This is a genomic window from Bacillus sp. DWP3-1 (assembly GCF_049896565.1).
GTDB lineage: Bacteria > Bacillota > Bacilli > Bacillales > Bacillaceae > Bacillus.
In genome coordinates this window covers 86,615-104,409 of the sequence record NZ_JAFCUN010000006.1, presented here as the reverse complement: position 1 = coordinate 104,409, position 17,795 = coordinate 86,615, and the positions used below count along the sequence as shown (strand labels likewise).

The window sequence follows — 17,795 nt, the reverse complement described above, 5'->3', positions numbered from 1 at the left end:
AAAAAGACAAACCGTTCATACTGCGGTTTGTCTTTTTTTCGTCAAGGGGACTATGAAGTCCACACTTGATCTGCAATCTCAATCACATGACGCAGCTTTTCCCATTGCTGCTCTTCTGTTAACAGATTGCCTTCCTCCGTTGAGGCGAACCCGCATTGCGGACTCAAGCAAATCTGGTTAATGTCGACATATTGAGCCGCTTCCTCGATCCGTTTTTTAATCTGTTCAGCCGGCTCAAGCTCACCATATTTTGAAGTGACAAGCCCTAGTACGATTTGGAGGTTTGGGTTCTTCACATAGCGTAGGGGTTCAAAACCGCCAGAACGATCGTCGTCGAATTCTAAAAAGAGACCATCCAGATCTAAGCCGGCGAAAATTGTTTCTGCCGCTGCTTCATAACCGCCTTCAGCTGCCCACGTCGATTTAAAGTTACCACGACAAATGTGCATAGTGATCACCAAATCCTCTGGACGATCGGCAACCGCTTCATTGATTGTTTTCGCAAATGACTCACGCAGTTCATCTTCTTCTCGGCCAAAGGCTTCGATTTGTTCATGACCTTTTTCAGAAAAGAACACCGCCCATGCTGTATCATCGAGCTGTAGGTAACGGCAGCCTGCATCATAAAAAGCACGGATGGCTTTCTTATACGCCTGTGCCACATCATGGTGGAATGCCTCTAGGCTGTCGTATACTCCTTCTTCAAGCTTTCCACGGAAAAAGAGCATATTCGGACTTGGAATCGTCATTTTAGCCGTATGATCACCAGCGATGCTTTGAAGGAAACGGTAATCCTCTAGCATTGGATGATCTGTAAAGTCAATCTTGTCCGTTACCTTGATGCCACGCGCTTTTGTTGTCGTATTGTGGAATTGAATACCTTGATCCGCTTCAAATCCTTCGACCCCATCTAATCCCTCAAGAAAGTCAAAATGCCACCATGCACGTCTGAATTCTCCATCTGTGACAACCTCTAATCCAATTTCTTTTTGCTTCTCCACAATGCGTGTAATTTCTTCATTTTCAATTTGTCGGAGCTGCTCTGCTGTCAGCGTACCGTCTGCCTTTTGCTTGCGTGCTTCCTTGATACGTTCTGAACGAAGTAAGCTGCCTACTTGATCTGCGCGAAATGGCGGTTTCGTTGTTTTCTTTCCAATGGTTTGTACTTGTGTCATGCTGAATCCCTTCTTTCTACAGGTTAAAAATCAAATAAAAAAGCTCTTCCTTGGATAAGGAAGAGCATCATATACTGAGAGAACTCTGCCTTATCTTCAAACAAGCATCTGCTTGCTTAAGGAATTAGCACCATTCTGTTCCGAGGAACAGCGGTTGCCGGGTTTCACAGGGCCAGTCCCTCCACCACTCTTAATAAGGTTACCTTTTGATTCAATTTTCTTAATAAACATAATTATCCAACTTTTTCGAGAGAAAGTCAATGGTTTTTACTGTTTAATTTTCTACATAAACAAATAATGGTAAACAAACCCGAAGTGGAAAAAGGAAGAATAATATGGAAAAAATGCTTCTTTTGGTTCTTTTGTCATGGTATACTCAATTGGTAATAGACAAAAATGGGGGTTTTTACTATGACAATGAAAAAAGGCCTAATGATCAGCCTGCTCATTTTTTCGCTGATTGTTTCGTTGTTTGCGCCAGTTGGATCTGCGGATGCCAAACAAGCAAAAAAAGCAAAAGTAAGCACACACTATTATAAAAAGAAAAAAACGTTCAAATATGCACAGGTGAAAAACCTAAGCAAGGCGCATATGAAAACCATCAATCGTGATTTGAAAGAAGATATTTCCTTCTCCTATTCTACGTACTTGTTCTTAAAGGACGAAGCGAAAAAGGAAGGCTTTGGGAAGATCACGTACGAAAGATCGTTTAAAACGAAATTTAACAATGGGAAGAAGCTCAGTATCTTAAACTATGACTACATGAATGATGGTGGAATGCATGGAGATACGATGGTTTCCAGCATGAACTATGTGTTAACAAAGAAAAAGACAAAGCAGCTGTTCTTGACAGACGTTGTGAAAACAAAGAAAAAACGTACGAAAGTAAGAGATTATGTCTATAACTACACAAAGAAACATAAAAGCAAATTCTATGCGAACCTGAAAAAAAGTGACATTGAAATCAACTACAACACGCAGTATTACTTCACGAAAAAGGGAATTGCTGTTGTCTTCCAGCCATATGAAATTTCACCTTATTATGTAGGAATTCCTATGATTCAAGTTCCTGCGAAGGTATATAAATAAAAAGAAAAACGGCCAATGAATCTGGTCGTTTTTTGTTATTTACTCAAACAAAAAGAGCCCCTCATGAGGCTCTCTCTTTAGATTTATACTTGTTTAGGTGCATCATTTAGTGGATGACGGCGTTTTCCGTTGTAGTGGCGGCGCATACGAAAGATTTCAAACTCCGAAAGCTCTGCGCTTTTTCGTTTTGGTGTGCGGTTATCTTTTTTGAAAGAGAATAGTAAGTAGCAGCAAAGTGAAGCGATAATCAATAAAATCATCATATGACATTCCTCCAATTCATCCTATTCTTTAGTGTAGACAGGGTGAGTGATGTTTATAACTGAAAATAAGCAGCAGAATCGGTTTAGTTCTTAAGGTTTAGTCGATCTGCTAATTTAGGTCTAAAATACTGGTTGTTTTTAACTATTATATTTCCAGTTATTGCACTCGTCAAGAAGAATTTTTCTGGTGTTGTCTCTATTAGTACGAAAAAGTGTCATAAAAGTTTCAGAAAATTGTAAACTTTTATTAAAAAACCGTTCCCGAACAGGAACGGTTGTAAACATATCTATGCTTTTTCTTCAAATAAACGTGCGATTTCAACGATGACTTCTGTTGCTTTCACCATGTTCTCGACAGAAATAAATTCATATTTACCGTGGAAGTTTTCCCCGCCAGTAAAGATGTTTGGCGTTGGAAGACCTTTATATGAAAGCTGGGAGCCATCTGTACCGCCGCGGATCGGTTCGATCACAGGTGTCACTGAGCGGTTTTCCATTGCTTCATGGGCAATATCCACAATATGTTTCACCGGCTCAATTTTTTCTCTCATATTATAATATTGATCTTGAATGCTGAGATTTATGCTGTTTTCTCCGTAGATGGCTTTTAAGTCATTTGCTATTTTTTCAAATAGTGCTTTGCGATCGTTAAATTTGTCTTTATCAAAATCACGAATAATATATTGCAGCTCTGCTTCTTCGACTTCTCCTACAAACTTCGTGAGATGGAAAAATCCTTCGTAGCCTTCTGTATATTCCGGAGATTCATCAGAAGGAAGCTTGTTGTGGAAGAGCATCCCAATCTTCGCAGCGCTGACCATTTTGTCTTTTGCTGTCCCTGGGTGGACGTTGTTTCCTTTAATTGATACTTTCGCACCTGCTGCGTTGAAGCTTTCATATTGCAGCTCCCCGAGCGGTCCTCCGTCAATTGTATAAGCATAGGAAGCGCCAAAGGCATCAACATCAAATTTGTGCGGCCCTCTGCCAATTTCTTCATCTGGTGTAAAGGCGACGCGAATTTTCCCATGCTTGATTTCTGGATGCTCAATCAAGTAATGCATAGCGGTCATAATTTCTGCGATACCTGCTTTGTTATCTGCACCAAGCAGGGTCGTGCCATCTGTTGTGATCAGCGTATGTCCTTGATATTTTTGTAAATTTGGAAACTGTGCTGGAGATAAAACGATATGTAGATTTTCATTTAAGGTGATGTCGCCGCCTTGATAGTTTTCATGAAGCTGCGGTTTCACATTCTTGCCGGTGAAGTCAGTGGCTGTGTCGATATGAGCCAGGAAGCCAATGGTCGGCACGTCTTTGTCAGTGTTAGACGGGATCGTTCCCATGACATAGCCGTTTTCATCCATTGTCACTTCTTGAATCCCGATGGACTTCATCTCTTCAACTAGCTGTCTCGCTAGGTTCAACTGTCCTTCAGTAGATGGGCAGCTTTCCTTTTCTGCATCTGACTGCGTATCTACCTTCACATAATTTGTGAAACGCTGAATCATTTCCTTTTTCATCTATACGTCACTCCTTTTGTAGAATACGTCCATTTTATCACGTCTTGAATGCGCTTCATAACAAGAAAGGTTTTCTCTGGCAATTAGAGAGTAAAAAGACCTACTTTCATTAGGTGGTGTGTTGAATGGTTCTTTAGGGTGATTTTTTTGGGTGTCTTTTTATTTATAATGAGGACATATAAAATCATCCATTTGTACGTTAAATTGGGAGAAAGGGGTGCGAAAGTTGGATTCTAGTCAAACGCTGGCACTCGCTCAAAAGTTTCAGGAAGCAGCTGATGAGATTCGGCAGTCAAAGCAGCTGCTGGAGAATCGGCTGAAGGCAGTAGGATCAGGCTGGCAGGGAGAAGCAAGGAATAAATTTGATCAAAGCTTTGAGGAAACAACGTCACGCTATGATCAATTTGAAAAGGACTTGCTTGAAACAAGTCAGGAACTGCGCGACGCAGCGGTCAAAATCGAGGAACGGAAAGCTGAAATTGCCAGAATGGAAGAGCTTGAGCGAAAGAGAAGAGAAGAACGGAGAGAAAGAAATCGAGAAGGGAGATGATGTGATGGCACGTGACATTGTGGTTGATCCAGATCAGCTGACAGGACTGGCGAATGATGTTGTAGGCGAACTGTCTGTCATTGAAACAAAGCACCGCGATTTACATAGTGAACTGGATGGTCTCATTTTAGGCTGTGATCCTCGGTATAGAAGCTGTTTTTCAGGTGTCGGGGATGCATGGGGAGCAGGACAAGCATTGATCAGTAAATTGAGCAGTGATGATATTGCGATTCGTCATGCAAAAGATAAAATGGTCGAAGCAGACGATATTTTACGGAAAATGTACAGCATCTATGATCAATATGGTACACTCACGAGCTTAGCTGGAATTGTGATGATGCAGGCGAAATACTATGGGCTTGGGATGACGACCTTCATTAAAGACAATGGCCGGTATGCAGCGCAGCATTCAAAGCTGCTGCTTGATCTGACCAGCCGGGTAGAAGGAACGAGATTTGACCGGCTAGCAAGGATTTGGCTGAGTAAAAAAGAATTATTAAAACGATCAAACTGGTCGATGGCTGACTTGGTCCATAAGAAATTCACAAAATTTTATCCTGACGATACGGTTGCCTTTACGAATAGCGTTCGTGATTTTACAAAAGGAAGTATCAATTGGAAGGACACGGCTGCTATCAAGTCTGTTCTGAAAAATGGATCAAGATTCGCGAAAGGAAATGCCATCATTGCAACGGTTGTCACTGGTGCAACGGAAACGGTCGGCTGTGGATTGAAAATTGCCGAGAACTATGCAGAATTCGGTGATCAGCCAGAAGTCCTTAAGCGTGAAAATGCGAAGGCTGTTGGAAATGCAGTGAACAATACGGTCTTTATCGCTGGCGGATCTGTCGCAGGTGCCGTTGTCGGAGGAGCTCTAGGAAGCTTTGCAGGACCGATTGGAACCGTTGTCGGAGGAGCCATTGGTTCAGCAGTCGGTGGATTTATAGGAGAAAAAGTCGCCAAGCTGACATCAGGCTTTGCTGAACAGGTTGCAGTGAAATTAAAGGACCCTATTCATGCGGTCGTCGATAAAGGGAAACAAGCATTTGAGCTGGCGGGTCAAGGTGTGAAAGCAGTCAATGACACCATTGATCAGGCAAATCAGGTGATACATAAAGGGATAGAAAAAACAAAAGAAACCGCTGATTCGCTCATAAAAGGTGCAGGCGATTTCTTTAAGGGTGCATTTTCTTTTGGATAAGGAGAGATCAAGTTGGATCAGCTAAGTCTAAGTATTGAGGAACTCATCTTTAGTTTTTACAGTGAAGGCTATTTTGAACAGGGCATGTCCTTAAAGGAAGCCTATTATCCTGATGTAGAGGACGAACGCCTTGGGTTTTTATTTGAAATTGCGTGCCGCTCTTTGCTCGCAAAAGGTGTACTTGAATTTCGAAACAGACAATACCGTTATAAAGGGGAATACCGTCATTTCATCCAGGCGATGAATGATGCATCTCACACCGTCAAAGCGTCTCGATTTGGGGATGTAGATGAAGAAGTCAGTACCTCCTTTCATACGACACAGACGGGCGTATATGCGCACCACACGCTTTATGATCAACAAGTCCATCAGATTCAAAAACTGAAAGACGATCAGCAGGCAGAGGAACAAGTGACTGCCTTTTTCAACATACAGATGAGTGATCACCCTGCACCTGTCATCACCTTGCAAGCAGAGGAATTTGAAATGCTATTAGAGCAAGCAAGTGAGGCGAAGAATGAGTGGCCTTCCTTCCTTCATCGAGCAGAGAACGAAGAACTCGTGCAGGCATTTGTTTCTGATGTAAAGACGAGAAAAGGAAAGATGGACTCCCTGATGAAGGTCGTCTACGACAAAAACAATACGCCTGATGTGGAGTCCATGTTATTTGTCATTCCAGGTGAGGAACAGTCGTGGCTTGTGTCTGGAATAAAAGAAAATGAATTTCGCATTGAGACGGCTCATAGAGACGGATTACGTTCTATATTCTAATGGAGAAAAGGAGAATGACGCTTGAATCCAAGTGAAGTAATAGAAGTGAGGAGCAGGACCTTTTTAAGGGTATGGGCATTCTTAGCAACAGGCGGCTTCGGTATCATCGGTATTTGGTTGTTTTCAGAAGCTCTTACATTTGAATCGAATTATACATTGTTTTTATTTTTAGGCGGACTACTAGGCATTGTTTATGGCTGGATCTCTTTCTTGATGATTTTACCGGCTTTTACGAAGAGAGGAAATGTGATTTTTCGCATTCAGCGCGGGAAGAATGGCGCAGTTTTACATCGCGGGCAAGCGATCCCTTTTCAAGACATTCAATCCATCGATATGCGCAGGCATCGGTACAGTGTACGGGGTTTTCTCTTCATGGATGTGTTGATTCGGAAAATAGACGGGAAATTGATCAAGATTCCAGCGTACAGTATTTTAGATGAAGAAGTATTCGAGCAAGCCGTCAAACAAGAGATCTACCCATATTTAAATCAGTCAGCCCAAGAGAACTGGAGACAGCAGCATGGTCAGGTCGAAGAGCAGATCGACTAGGATGTATTTTCCATGATTCCGAAGGATGAGGTGCCACTTTTTCGAAGAAATCGTGTATGATGTCAGTAAAGACTGAACACTCGGAGAGGTGATGAGAGATGGATAAAGAGATGGTAATCGACCTCGTCACAGAACAAATGGCACGGATTCGAAAAGAAAAGAATTATACGCAGGACCGCATGGCTGAGGTACTTGGTCTATCGAAACGGCATTTGCAGCAGGTTGAAAAAAATAGGCTGCGCCTCAACTGGACGCAAACTGCGGCCGTATGTGCATTATTCAGGGATAGTGACATTTTAAAAGGGACACTTGGGGATGATCCGCTTGAGATTCTGGAAGTCGTGGCACATGATGAATTGCATCTATCGGTGGAACGTACGATTGGCGGAAAGGTTTGGTGGCGGACGTCTATCAAAAAAGGCACATTTCGTCTTCAGCAAAATGTGCTTAGTCAGCATTACCGCATCTTAGATGATGAGAATTATCGCTATTATAGTTCGTTTAATAAAGATGAAGCGAAGCGGCGGTTAGAGGAATTAAGTCAGCTGTCTTCTCCTTATTCATAAGCAGCTGATAGGAAAAAGGAAAGAGAGGCACCCGATTGATAGGGGCCTCTCTTTTCTGTGTTTATACTTTTAGAGTGTTTTTCGCCCGAATAAAGGCAACAAGCTGTTTGATTTCTTCATCATTTAGGGGAACGCCGTCGACAAGGATGGTTCCTTCTTTTGCTTCCGTCAGTTCAATTTTGATATCAGAGATTTTGCGTTGTATCTCTGGCTCGTCCGTTCTACCAAGTAAAAAATCAATGGACGTATCATACAAATCAGCCAGCCGCTTCACTGCTTCAAGCGAAGGTCGTCGGTACCCAGATTCGTAACCGGCATAGGTGCTTTTGGCGATACCTAGGCGATCTGCCGTATGCTGGAGAGACCATTTTTTCTTTTTTCTAAGGGTGGTTAAACGATCGAGTATCATTACATGAACGCTCCTTTATATACAACAACAGTATATCATATTTTGACATGGAATGTACGCGTTATGCGTAATAATTTCTTGATTAATTCGCGTTATGTGACTATAATGGCAATGAAGGTACGCGTAAAGCGTATATTATAGAATAGCACAAGCTAGCTTATAATATGTGTGACAAACGAAGTAATTTTATTGAAAGAGGTGGACCTGTTGAAGAAATTATTGCTTTTAACCACTGGTGGGACGATTGCATCTGTAGAGAGTGAAAACGGTTTGGCTCCAGGTGTTAAAGCTGAGGACCTTTTAAGCTATTTAAACGAAATTAATGCAGAGTATACAATGGACACAAAGTCCCTAATGAGTATAGATAGTACAAATATGCAGCCTGAATACTGGGTGGATATTGCAACAGCCATTTATGAAAATTATGATCAATATGACGGTTTTGTTGTCACGCATGGTACAGACACGATGGCCTATACATCAGCAGCTCTTTCTTATATGCTGCAAAATCCGGATAAGCCAATTGTCATTACAGGCTCACAAATCCCGATTACGTTTAAGAAAACAGATGCGAAGAAAAACATCACCGATGCGATTCGCTTTGCATGTGACGGCGTAGGCGGCGTGTATGTTGTCTTTGATGGCAGAGTCATTCAAGGAACACGCGCAATCAAACTAAGAACGAAAAGCTACGATGCATTTGAAAGTATTAACTACCCATATATTGCATCGATTGAAAACCATCAAATTGAATACAATAGCAAAGTAAAAAGATCGTCAATGAAACCGCTTAAATTAGATGCATCCTTAAACACCGACGTTTGTCTCTTGAAATTGCACCCAGGTCTAAAGCCTGAGTTCTTAGATGCAATCAAAGGTGTGTACAAAGGAGTCGTGATCGAAAGCTACGGCAGCGGCGGTATTCCTTTCGAAGGAAGAAACCTTTTAGAGAAAATCAACGAATTGCTCGAAGAAGGCATTTCTGTTGTCATCACAACTCAGTGTCTTGAAGAAGGAGAAGACATGAGCGTGTATGAAGTAGGACGCAAAATCAATCAAGAACTGGTGGCACGTTCACGAAACATGAACACAGAGGCTATCGTGCCGAAACTCATGTGGGCACTAGGTAAAACAACAGACCCAAGAGAAGTGAAAAAGATTATGGAAACGCCAATCGCAGAAGATTTAGTGATTTAACTATTCTATAGAAAGCAGGTCATATCAGATGGTTCAAGCAACTTATCGCTATGAGAAGGATTTTCTTGGTGAAAAAGAAATTCCGGCAGACGTGTATTATGGGGTTCAAACCCTTCGTGCAAAAGAAAATTTTCCAATTACAGGATATCGCATGCATGAGGAACTGATCAGAGCCTTTGCCATCGTGAAAAAAGCAGCAGCTCAAGCCAATATGGAAGTTGGACGTTTATATGAAGGAATTGGCAATGCCATCGTACAAGCCTCTGATGAAGTTATTGAAGGCAAGCTGCATGAGTACTTTATTGTAGACCCAATCCAAGGCGGCGCAGGAACGTCGATGAATATGAATGCCAATGAAGTGATTGGAAACAGAGCGCTAGAAATCATGGGACATCAAAAGGGTGAATACATCCATTTAAGCCCAAACACACATGTAAACATGTCACAATCAACGAATGACTCGTTTCCAACAGCTATCCATATTGCTGTATTGAAGCAGTTAGACATTCTGCTTGAGACAATGCAAACGATGCAGGACGTATTCCAAAAGAAAGCGAAAGAATTTGATCATGTGATCAAAATGGGACGTACGCACCTGCAGGATGCTGTTCCAATTCGTTTAGGACAGGAATTTGAGGCATACAGCCGCGTGCTCAGCCGTGACATTAAACGGATCAACCAATCAAAGCAGCATTTATATGAAGTGAATATGGGTGCAACAGCTGTTGGGACAGGCCTAAACGCAGATCCTCGTTATATTGAAATCGTGGTGAAGAAGCTAGCAGATATTTCTGGTCTTCCGCTTGTAGGCGCAGAGCATCTCGTTGATGCTACGCAAAATACAGATGCTTACACAGAAGTGTCCGCCGCATTAAAAGTATGCATGATGAACATGTCTAAGATTGCCAATGACCTTCGCCTAATGGCTTCTGGTCCGCGTGCAGGTCTTGCTGAAATTGCATTGCCAGCTCGTCAGCCGGGTTCATCCATTATGCCAGGGAAAGTCAATCCAGTCATGGCAGAGCTCATTAACCAAATCGCATTCCAGGTCATTGGGAATGACCACACCATCTGTCTTGCCTCTGAAGCAGGTCAGCTTGAGTTAAATGTGATGGAGCCTGTTTTGGTCTTTAACTTACTTCAATCTATTAGTATAATGAATAACGGATTCCGTTCATTCACAGATCATTGCTTAGTGGACATTGAAGCAAATGAAAAACGTTTGAAAGAATATGTGGAAAAAAGTGCAGGCGTCATTACTGCGGTAAACCCTCACTTAGGCTATGAAGCCGCGGCTAGAATCGCAAGGGAAGCCATTTTGACAGGACAATCGATCAGAGATCTTTGCTTGCAAAATGATGTGTTAACAGAAGAAGAACTTGATATTATTTTGAATCCATATGAGATGACAAAGCCTGGTATTGCGGGTGCAGAGCTCCTAGAGCGATAATTATATCAAAAATTTTATTTTATTAATATGTAGAATTGCCTGTGAAATAGAGAAAAACAGGCAATTCACTTTCTTTCGAATTGACACACTTTTTTCACAATATTTTGAAAACGCTTAACGCGTACACAAAGGGAGGAAACACAATGAAATCACCACGTCTGCCGTCTATGTTAGAAGTCGTGTCTGTACTTGGCTTGTTTTTAGCAATTGTTTTATCTTTTACTCTTTATTTCAAATTGGATATTCAACTAGCATTGTTTATCTCATGGTTTATGGTTATCGCATTAGGTATTCGATTGGGGCACTCCTATAAGGATCTTCAAAATGCGATCACAAAAGGGATATCGAATGGTTTAGAAGCCATTTTAATCTTAATTGCAGTAGGTGCACTTGTTGGTACATGGATTGCAGGTGGGGTTGTACCTACGTTAATCTATTATGGTTTAGAGTTTATTCATCCTAATATCTTCTTATTAGCTACACTTGTCATCTGTGCACTCATGTCCATTGCAACAGGAACCTCTTGGGGGACGGTTGGAACGGCAGGGATTGCGATGATCGCAATTGGTGAAGGGCTAGGTATTCCACTTCCGATCGTGGCAGGTGCCGTCTTATCTGGTGCTTATTTTGGAGATAAATTATCCCCATTATCAGATAGTACAGTGCTCGCTTCCTCTCTTTCAAAAGTGGACGTGCTGGCACATGTTCGAGCGATGATGGTTTTATCCATACCAGCCTTTGTCATTACGGCCATTATGTTTACGGTTACAGGCTTTATGTATGGTGGACGCAACATTGATCAAAATAAGGTAGAATTTTTGAAAAATGCCCTGCATGATACATTTACCATTAACATTTGGATGGTCATCCCAGCAGTAGTGGTTGTATTACTGCTCGTATTTAAGAAACCTTCAATGCCTGTTATTGCCATTGGTGCTCTTTTAGGATCTATTTGGGCGATGGCTTTCCAAGGAATGAATCCGGCAGATGCGATTGGTTCAGCATACAATGGCTTCTCTATTAATTCAGATGTAGATTTCTTAAATACGCTGTTAAATCGTGGTGGTATTGTGAATATGCTTGGATCTTTAGTGGTCATTATTCTCGGGCTTGGGTTTGGTGGCGTGCTTGAATATCTAGGCGTTCTAAAAGTGATTGTCGCTACTTTCGAGAAGAAATTATATAATGCAGGAAATGTAACCCTATCTACACTTGTTGTAGCATTCTTTGCAAATATTTTTGGATGTGCAATGTACGTTTCATTAATTCTTACACCGAAAATTATGGAAAAAAGCTACGATAAATTGAAAATAGACAGACGCGTTCTATCTAGAAACGCTGAGGTCGGTGGAACAATGACGTCTGGTATGGTTCCGTGGTCAGATAACGGAATTTACATGGCTGGAATTCTAGGCGTCTCGACATTCTCATATTTACCATTTATGTGGTTGAGCTTTGTTGCCATTGCTCTTGCCATTATCTACGGATATACAGGGAAATTCATTTGGTACGTCAAAAATCAACAAGACTCAGAAGAATCGGCTTCATAAGCCGTTTACAAAAGCCGCCTCAATTAGGCGGCTTTTGCTTGTCCTAGGACCGAGAGACTACATATGATATAAAGAAGATGATCGGGAGTTTAGACCCTTTATAAAAGAGGTCTAAAGGGGTAATGTGAAGCAGAACGAAAGCATATTTATCCCATAAAAAGGGTACAAATCCCTATTCAAACATGAGTCTTTGAACCTTATAATAACAATATTGGAAAAAGTGCTATTCCCTTACGCTCGTTTAGAGGAACTCTAAGCAGCGTTTTTATTTTTTGACAGGAGGAGGAACCCATAATGAGCTTGTCGGATATGCTGTCTGCCCTAAACGGTGGCATTACAAGTAAAAAAGCAGAAATTGAAGAGAAAATCGCTCGACTTAAAAAGGCGAAAAGTAAGGTCGAACGAGAACAAGATGCGGCAGAAACAGACCTGAAGCAAATCAAGCAGCCAAAGCTTGGGGCCTCTTGGAAAGGTGAGCGAAGCAAGGATTTCAAATCAGAGCGGAATGAAGCACATGATGCGCTGCAAACGATTGTGAACGACAAATACCCACGCTACGTGAGCCGCATCGAATTCAAAATCAGTACATTAGAAGCTGAACAAACTGCGTTATCCTTTGCCAGTTCCTTAGCTGGAGACGCCGCACGTCTTGCTGAAAAAGGAGAAGACGCAGTAGAGGACGCCAAACGCTTGATCTCAAAAGCATGGAACAGTTTTTAAAGCTGCTTTCATGCTGAACAAATCTGGAGGATATCACGATGGGACAAATTAAGTTAAACTACCAAACAGTTATGAATCAACTAGATGAAGTCTTCCAAGCAGTCGAAGCTTTAACGATGAAAAAAGCAGCAGATAAAGCGGGTGAAAACAGCCTTGAATTTGTGACCAAATGGACGGCACGTGAGGCAGAGGTGAACGAAATGGTCTCAAACTTTAAAGAAGCCTTAATCAAAAATGTCCAGGACACGCGCTCGAATGTGAAAACCTTAAAAGAACAGGACGAAGCGATTGCTGCAAAATAATCAGCACAATCGCTTTTATTTATGGATTACATTTGCATGATAAGAAATATAGTTCAATGGAATCATATAAAATTCAGGATGTACGACCTTGTATTATTCCGTTTTTCTTCCAAACACGTCACTAAAAGGACACCTTTTCCCTATTTAAGACTGAGGCTTTTCACCTTATACTATACTTAATGAAAGCGAAACGATAGAAATGTCAGGATTGGAAAAATCAAGTGAGTCGATAGCTTCCAAGGCTCTGACGCTGTGCTTTCGTATGAGGTCCGATAGAGGTGGATGACATGAGTTTATCCGAGATGCTACACCATCTGCATATGGGAATTGAAAACAGACGTGCAGAATTTGATGAAATGATCTCTCGGTTAAAGACAGCCAAAAGCAATATTCGAACAGAACAAGATCTTGCGCAGTCAGACATAAAGGAAATTAAGAAGCCTGCTCTAGATTCGTCATGGAAAGGTGAGAGAGGAACCGACTTTCATCGCCACCGAAAAGACGCCTACCATGTAATGCACGACATCGTGAACAATGAGTATGAAAAATATATAACCGAGATTGATCAAAAAATCTTGCACTTTGAATTAAAAAAAATGGAGCTGGCTGTTGCCAGTAATTTTGCCGGAAGAGCCCAGGACGTGATGGAAAAGGGCGAGGATTTTGCAAAGGATGTTAAACATTTGATTGAACGGGGCTGGAAAGCTCTTTAAAATAAAATATAAAACAGCCGTCTCATAAGCGAGCGGCTGTTTTTTTGTTTAGTCACATCCACCACCGCTATCGCCTGAATCTCCCCCGCAGGAGGCATCAGAAGCGTGATGAGTATATGAATCAGTATAGGTACTTGTCGTTGAACTGTGATGTGAAGAACGCTTAGCAGATGTACGTTTATCCTTTGATGTGAACAGGTGGGCAATGATTGCTCCTAAAGAAGCCAATATGATCATAACAACAAACATAAAAGAACCCATAATGCATCCCTCCTCTTGTTTCATCATCATACGATTGAGCCATATTGAGGTTCCCGATTTGTAAGAAAAACTGGGCAAAGAGTTCTATTTTCGTTTATGATGATAGGCAAAAGTAAATGCCAAGGGAGGAGAGCCCATGCTATCTTTACGTCAGGAGGAGCTCCTGAAACGCTTGATGCAAGCGGAGCAGGAACTGACAAGTGAAGAAATTGCCCGCGTGATTGGCGTCACATCACGAACCATCCGAACAGATATGAAAGCGCTTAAATCTATAATAGATGAACAAGGAGCCGCACTACATATCAAACGCGGGGCAGGGTATACATTGACCGTCGAGGATTATGGGGCATTTCGTACATTTTTGAAAAAGTCGCTGAGAGAAAGAAACGAAAAAAAGGAACAGGTCATTCCCAATCAGCCTAAAGACCGTGTGGCGTATCTATTGAAAAGGCTGCTCCTGTCTGAAGACTATATCAAATTAGATGGGTTGGCAGAGGAACTATTTGTGAGTGAATCGACAGTGAAGAATGATTTGAAAGCGGTCAGACATTTGTTTTCATTACATGGACTTTCTGTAGCACATCGCCCTAAATATGGATTGCGGCTGACAGGGGATGAAATGAAATTAAGATATTGTATGGCTGAGCATGTGTTTCAGCAAGAGCATGCGAACTCTGCGCTGTTACCTGAAGAAACGTATCAATTGGTTCAGGACATTGTGCGTTCACGTACAAAAGCAAGCGGACTTCATCTGTCAGAGATCGGTTTAAGTAATTTAGTCACCCACATCGCCATTGCATGCAAACGAATTGAAGAGAAAAAACTAGTCATGATGCCAGAAGCGGAATTGAAAGACATTCAGGTGCAGCCTGTTTTTCAAGTGGCTCAACAAATGGCAGAAGATATTCGGCATGTATTAGCTATTGATTTTCCGTTATCTGAAATGGCGTACATTGCGATTCACTTGATGGGTGCCAAGATGATGGCATATGGAGATGACGGCCATACGCTATTTCACCTTCTAGACGAAGATCACTTTCGCTTCACTCACCAATTACTTGCTTATGTAGAGGAGCACATGTCACTTGATATTCAATTTGATAAGGAGTTGATCGTTGGATTAAGTCTTCATTTGCGTTCCGCCATTCATCGTTTTAAGTACGATATGAACATTCGTAACCCCTATTTACCGGACATTAAAAGGCATTATCCCATTGCATTTGAAGCGGGTGTCTATATGGGGAGATGGCTGAAGGAAAAAGAGGGGGTCGAGATCCATGAGGATGAGATTGGGTATTTGGCGCTCCATATCGGTGCTGCAATCGAGCGGACAAAATCACAGCATGTGAGAAAGAGATGCCTTATTGTGTGTGCAACGGGTGTCGCCAGCAGTCAGCTCCTTCTTCATAAGCTGACGGCGGCTTTTAGCGGAAGGCTGGAGATCGCTGGAACTGCAAGTGTTGGGGATCTTCCTTCGTATGATTTGAGAAGCATTGATTTTATTATTAGTACCATTCCGCTTCAGAACACATTGCCGGTGCCAGTGATTGATGTACATACGATTTTAAGTGACGATGATATTGTACGGCTGAAACGTTTTGTGCAGGATCCACAGGATACAGGGGTTTTGCGGTATGTCAGTCCGGCGCTGGCATTTTATCAGCAAGACCTTAAATCAAGAGAAGAGGTTCTTCAATTTTTTGTGAACGTGCTAAAGGAACAACATCGCATCCCGGACGAGTTTGAACAATTATTGCTGGAAAGAGAGCAAGTGTCCCCAACATCGTTCGGTCATTTGGTCGCGATTCCTCATCCGATGAAGCCGGCAACAGATGACACGTTTTGTGCGATCTGCACATTGAAAAAACCGGTGCTGTGGGGTGAAGATCGAGTACAAGTCGTTTGTTTGTTGAGTATCCAGAAGACTTATCAAAAAGAATTACAGTCGCTTTATCAATTTCTTGTGCGGCTGACAGAGCGGAAGGAAGTGGTGGAACAACTCATCAAGGCCGCTTCATTTGAGGAACTGACGGCGGCGCTTCAAGTATTGGAGCATCCGAATGAAAAAAAGGGACACCCATTTCCGCATCTGTGAGGAAAAAGTTTAGATGTTAATGAAAGCGCTTTTAAAATAACATCAAAAAGGAGGGTGATCACGAGTTTTTGCAAAGGGGGAGACGGATCATGAGCTTCAAGGAGAAAGCGGCAGACGTCATGGGGAATGTGGCTTATCGCATCACGAATCAGAAATATATTATGGCGATTAAACAGGCATTTGTCACATTGATGCCAATCATCATTACAGGGGCTTTTGCTGTATTGGTGGCAAATATGATCATGAGCCCGGAAACAGGGCTTGCTCATTTTGAGATATTCAGATTTTTAGCGGAGCTTCAGCCAATTATGAAGGCAATCAATTATGCCACGCTAAACTTTTTAACGATTGGGGCTGTGTTCCTCATCGGGATAGAGCTTGGGAAAATCAACGGGCACAAGTCCCTGTTCCCAGGGCTGATGGCATTGATTTCATTTATATCTGTTATTCCAACGACACTTCTTCTTGAAGTTGATGGATCGATGCGTGAGGTTGTAGATGTACTGGCAAGGCAATTTTCTGATCCAAAAAGCTTATTTTTAGGGATGATCATTGCGATCATATCTGTGGAAATCTTTTGTAAGCTGACCGAGGTGAAATGGCTTCAAATCAAGATGCCAGATTCTGTTCCATCGAATGTTGCGACATCTTTTTCGTCACTTTTTCCTTCGATCATTACGATTACGATCATTAGTTCATTCGGCTTTGCATTTCACCGTTTGACAGGCATTTATTTGCATGAAGCAGTGTATAACGTGGTGCAGCGCCCGCTAGAAAGTGTTGTACAGGGTCTGCCGGGGATTTTAACGTTGATGTTTGTGGCGCAATTTTTCTGGGTGATCGGCATCCATGGCAACCAGATGATCAAACCGATCCGGGAGCCGCTCTTATTAGGGTCGATTGCAGTGAATATGACAGCATTTCAAGAGGGAAAAGAGATTCCGAATATCATCACGATGCCATTTTGGGATGTGTATATGAGTATCGGTGGTTCAGGTGTGACCATTGGGCTTTTGATTGCGATTTTTATTGCTGGAAGAAGGGAAGAGATGCGAAGCATTGCCAAGCTCTCATCTGGGCCGGGCCTCTTCAACATCAATGAACCCGTTATTTTTGGCTTGCCCGTCATGTTAAACCCTGTGATGGCAATCCCATTTATCGTCACACCGCTTGTAACAGGGACGATTGGTTATATTGCGACGGCTACAGGATTTGCTGGAAAAGCAGTCGTGATGGTGCCTTGGACGACACCGCCGATTGTGAATGCATGGCTGTCAACCGCTGGCAGCATGGGAGCTGTCATTACACAGCTCATCTGTATTGTAGTAGCAGTCTTCATCTATTTGCCATTTGTTCTCTTGTCTAACCGCAAACCAGAAGCGGCACCAGATTCAGAATAAAAGGAGGGGCATGA

19 protein-coding genes and 1 riboswitch are annotated in these 17,795 nt (G+C 42.2%); of the genes, 14 read left to right on the top strand and 5 right to left on the bottom strand.

Translation table 11 applies throughout. From position 1 onward, the window contains the following. Nucleotides 1-50 precede the first annotated feature (50 nt). The gene (locus ACP7A0_RS14060) at nt 51-1,175 is read right to left on the bottom strand and encodes a 5-methyltetrahydropteroyltriglutamate--homocysteine S-methyltransferase (protein ID WP_060597603.1); all 1,125 of its coding nucleotides are present in this window, start codon (nt 1,173-1,175) and stop codon (nt 51-53) included. A gap of 87 nt (nt 1,176-1,262) precedes the next feature. Next, a riboswitch (SAM riboswitch) is annotated at nt 1,263-1,375 on the bottom strand. 211 nt (nt 1,376-1,586) lie between these two features. Between ACP7A0_RS14060 and ACP7A0_RS14055 the strand changes: the two genes are divergently transcribed. Beyond that, a complete protein-coding gene (locus ACP7A0_RS14055; protein ID WP_426005532.1) occupies nt 1,587-2,264 on the top strand; it encodes a DUF3298 and DUF4163 domain-containing protein in 678 nt (225 codons plus the stop codon). Nucleotides 2,265-2,347: 83 nt separating this feature from the next. Here ACP7A0_RS14055 and ACP7A0_RS14050 read toward each other — a convergent pair whose 3' ends face one another. Continuing rightward, complete coding sequence (locus ACP7A0_RS14050; RefSeq protein ID WP_003215411.1) at nt 2,348-2,527, bottom strand: hypothetical protein; 180 nt, start codon at nt 2,525-2,527, stop codon at nt 2,348-2,350. A 287-nt stretch (nt 2,528-2,814) separates the two neighbouring features. Then, nucleotides 2,815-4,047: a peptidase T gene (pepT, locus tag ACP7A0_RS14045; RefSeq protein ID WP_034660475.1), complete on the bottom strand. Its 1,233-nt coding sequence runs from the start codon at nt 4,045-4,047 to the stop codon at nt 2,815-2,817. Nucleotides 4,048-4,273: 226 nt separating this feature from the next. Between pepT and ACP7A0_RS14040 the strand changes: the two genes are divergently transcribed. From ACP7A0_RS14040 to ACP7A0_RS14020, 5 genes are all read left to right on the top strand, one after another. Continuing rightward, a complete protein-coding gene (locus ACP7A0_RS14040; RefSeq protein WP_034660474.1) occupies nt 4,274-4,597 on the top strand; it encodes a WXG100 family type VII secretion target in 324 nt (107 codons plus the stop codon). 4 nt (nt 4,598-4,601) lie between these two features. Then, a complete protein-coding gene (locus tag ACP7A0_RS14035; RefSeq protein ID WP_034660741.1) occupies nt 4,602-5,798 on the top strand; it encodes a DUF6861 domain-containing protein in 1,197 nt (398 codons plus the stop codon). A 12-nt stretch (nt 5,799-5,810) separates the two neighbouring features. Further along, on the top strand, nt 5,811-6,569 hold the full coding sequence (locus tag ACP7A0_RS14030) for a hypothetical protein (protein ID WP_095285611.1): 759 nt from the start codon (nt 5,811-5,813) through the stop codon (nt 6,567-6,569). Nucleotides 6,570-6,590: 21 nt separating this feature from the next. Then, nucleotides 6,591-7,118: a YfjD family protein gene (locus ACP7A0_RS14025; RefSeq protein WP_034660472.1), complete on the top strand. Its 528-nt coding sequence runs from the start codon at nt 6,591-6,593 to the stop codon at nt 7,116-7,118. Between the two features lie 98 nt (nt 7,119-7,216). Next, entirely contained in the window at nt 7,217-7,684 is a 468-nt protein-coding gene (locus ACP7A0_RS14020; RefSeq protein WP_034660471.1) for a helix-turn-helix domain-containing protein, read from the top strand. 61 nt (nt 7,685-7,745) lie between these two features. Here ACP7A0_RS14020 and ACP7A0_RS14015 read toward each other — a convergent pair whose 3' ends face one another. Then, nucleotides 7,746-8,093, bottom strand: coding sequence for a helix-turn-helix domain-containing protein (locus tag ACP7A0_RS14015; RefSeq protein ID WP_003214932.1), 348 nt, complete (start codon nt 8,091-8,093; stop codon nt 7,746-7,748). Nucleotides 8,094-8,300: 207 nt separating this feature from the next. Here ACP7A0_RS14015 and ACP7A0_RS14010 point away from each other — a divergent pair, with 207 nt between their 5' ends. The 6 genes from ACP7A0_RS14010 (at nt 8,301) to ACP7A0_RS13985 (ending at nt 14,025) form a co-directional block, all read left to right on the top strand. Continuing rightward, on the top strand, nt 8,301-9,290 hold the full coding sequence (locus ACP7A0_RS14010; RefSeq protein ID WP_003215391.1) for an asparaginase: 990 nt from the start codon (nt 8,301-8,303) through the stop codon (nt 9,288-9,290). A gap of 28 nt (nt 9,291-9,318) precedes the next feature. Next, a complete protein-coding gene (gene aspA, locus ACP7A0_RS14005) occupies nt 9,319-10,740 on the top strand; it encodes an aspartate ammonia-lyase (protein WP_034660470.1) in 1,422 nt (473 codons plus the stop codon). Nucleotides 10,741-10,883: 143 nt separating this feature from the next. Beyond that, complete coding sequence (gene nhaC, locus ACP7A0_RS14000) at nt 10,884-12,290, top strand: Na+/H+ antiporter NhaC (RefSeq protein WP_375566596.1); 1,407 nt, start codon at nt 10,884-10,886, stop codon at nt 12,288-12,290. 294 nt (nt 12,291-12,584) lie between these two features. Beyond that, nucleotides 12,585-13,010, top strand: a complete 426-nt coding sequence (locus ACP7A0_RS13995; protein WP_060597597.1) for a YwqH-like family protein — start codon at nt 12,585-12,587, stop codon at nt 13,008-13,010. Between the two features lie 38 nt (nt 13,011-13,048). Continuing rightward, entirely contained in the window at nt 13,049-13,312 is a 264-nt protein-coding gene (locus ACP7A0_RS13990) for a YwqI/YxiC family protein (protein ID WP_426005527.1), read from the top strand. Between the two features lie 287 nt (nt 13,313-13,599). Beyond that, the gene (locus ACP7A0_RS13985; RefSeq protein WP_060597595.1) at nt 13,600-14,025 is read left to right on the top strand and encodes a YwqH-like family protein; all 426 of its coding nucleotides are present in this window, start codon (nt 13,600-13,602) and stop codon (nt 14,023-14,025) included. A gap of 48 nt (nt 14,026-14,073) precedes the next feature. On the opposite strand, the gene ACP7A0_RS13980 is transcribed toward ACP7A0_RS13985, so the two are convergent. Continuing rightward, entirely contained in the window at nt 14,074-14,286 is a 213-nt protein-coding gene (locus ACP7A0_RS13980) for a hypothetical protein (RefSeq protein ID WP_223250412.1), read from the bottom strand. A 136-nt stretch (nt 14,287-14,422) separates the two neighbouring features. On the opposite strand from ACP7A0_RS13980, the gene ACP7A0_RS13975 reads away from it, so the two are divergent. Then, nucleotides 14,423-16,381, top strand: a complete 1,959-nt coding sequence (locus ACP7A0_RS13975) for a BglG family transcription antiterminator (RefSeq protein ID WP_426005525.1) — start codon at nt 14,423-14,425, stop codon at nt 16,379-16,381. A gap of 89 nt (nt 16,382-16,470) precedes the next feature. Continuing rightward, nucleotides 16,471-17,781 carry a PTS sugar transporter subunit IIC gene (locus ACP7A0_RS13970; protein ID WP_034660464.1) on the top strand — a complete coding sequence of 437 codons (1,311 nt, stop codon included), beginning with the start codon at nt 16,471-16,473 and terminating at the stop codon, nt 17,779-17,781. The last annotated feature ends 14 nt before the right edge of the window (nt 17,782-17,795 follow it).

Coding starts and splice junctions, on each gene's coding strand:
- ACP7A0_RS14035 (WP_034660741.1), top strand. CDS start 4,602: ATGGCACGTGACATTGTGGTTGATCCAGATCAGCTGACAGGACTGGCG.
- nhaC (WP_375566596.1), top strand. CDS start 10,884: ATGAAATCACCACGTCTGCCGTCTATGTTAGAAGTCGTGTCTGTACTT.
- ACP7A0_RS14050 (WP_003215411.1), bottom strand. CDS start 2,527: ATGATGATTTTATTGATTATCGCTTCACTTTGCTGCTACTTACTATTC.
- pepT (WP_034660475.1), bottom strand. CDS start 4,047: ATGAAAAAGGAAATGATTCAGCGTTTCACAAATTATGTGAAGGTAGAT.
- ACP7A0_RS13970 (WP_034660464.1), top strand. CDS start 16,471: ATGAGCTTCAAGGAGAAAGCGGCAGACGTCATGGGGAATGTGGCTTAT.
- ACP7A0_RS13995 (WP_060597597.1), top strand. CDS start 12,585: ATGAGCTTGTCGGATATGCTGTCTGCCCTAAACGGTGGCATTACAAGT.
- ACP7A0_RS13985 (WP_060597595.1), top strand. CDS start 13,600: ATGAGTTTATCCGAGATGCTACACCATCTGCATATGGGAATTGAAAAC.
- ACP7A0_RS13990 (WP_426005527.1), top strand. CDS start 13,049: ATGGGACAAATTAAGTTAAACTACCAAACAGTTATGAATCAACTAGAT.
- aspA (WP_034660470.1), top strand. CDS start 9,319: ATGGTTCAAGCAACTTATCGCTATGAGAAGGATTTTCTTGGTGAAAAA.
- ACP7A0_RS14060 (WP_060597603.1), bottom strand. CDS start 1,175: ATGACACAAGTACAAACCATTGGAAAGAAAACAACGAAACCGCCATTT.
- ACP7A0_RS14055 (WP_426005532.1), top strand. CDS start 1,587: ATGACAATGAAAAAAGGCCTAATGATCAGCCTGCTCATTTTTTCGCTG.
- ACP7A0_RS14015 (WP_003214932.1), bottom strand. CDS start 8,093: ATGATACTCGATCGTTTAACCACCCTTAGAAAAAAGAAAAAATGGTCT.
- ACP7A0_RS14020 (WP_034660471.1), top strand. CDS start 7,217: ATGGATAAAGAGATGGTAATCGACCTCGTCACAGAACAAATGGCACGG.
- ACP7A0_RS13975 (WP_426005525.1), top strand. CDS start 14,423: ATGCTATCTTTACGTCAGGAGGAGCTCCTGAAACGCTTGATGCAAGCG.
- ACP7A0_RS13980 (WP_223250412.1), bottom strand. CDS start 14,286: ATGGGTTCTTTTATGTTTGTTGTTATGATCATATTGGCTTCTTTAGGA.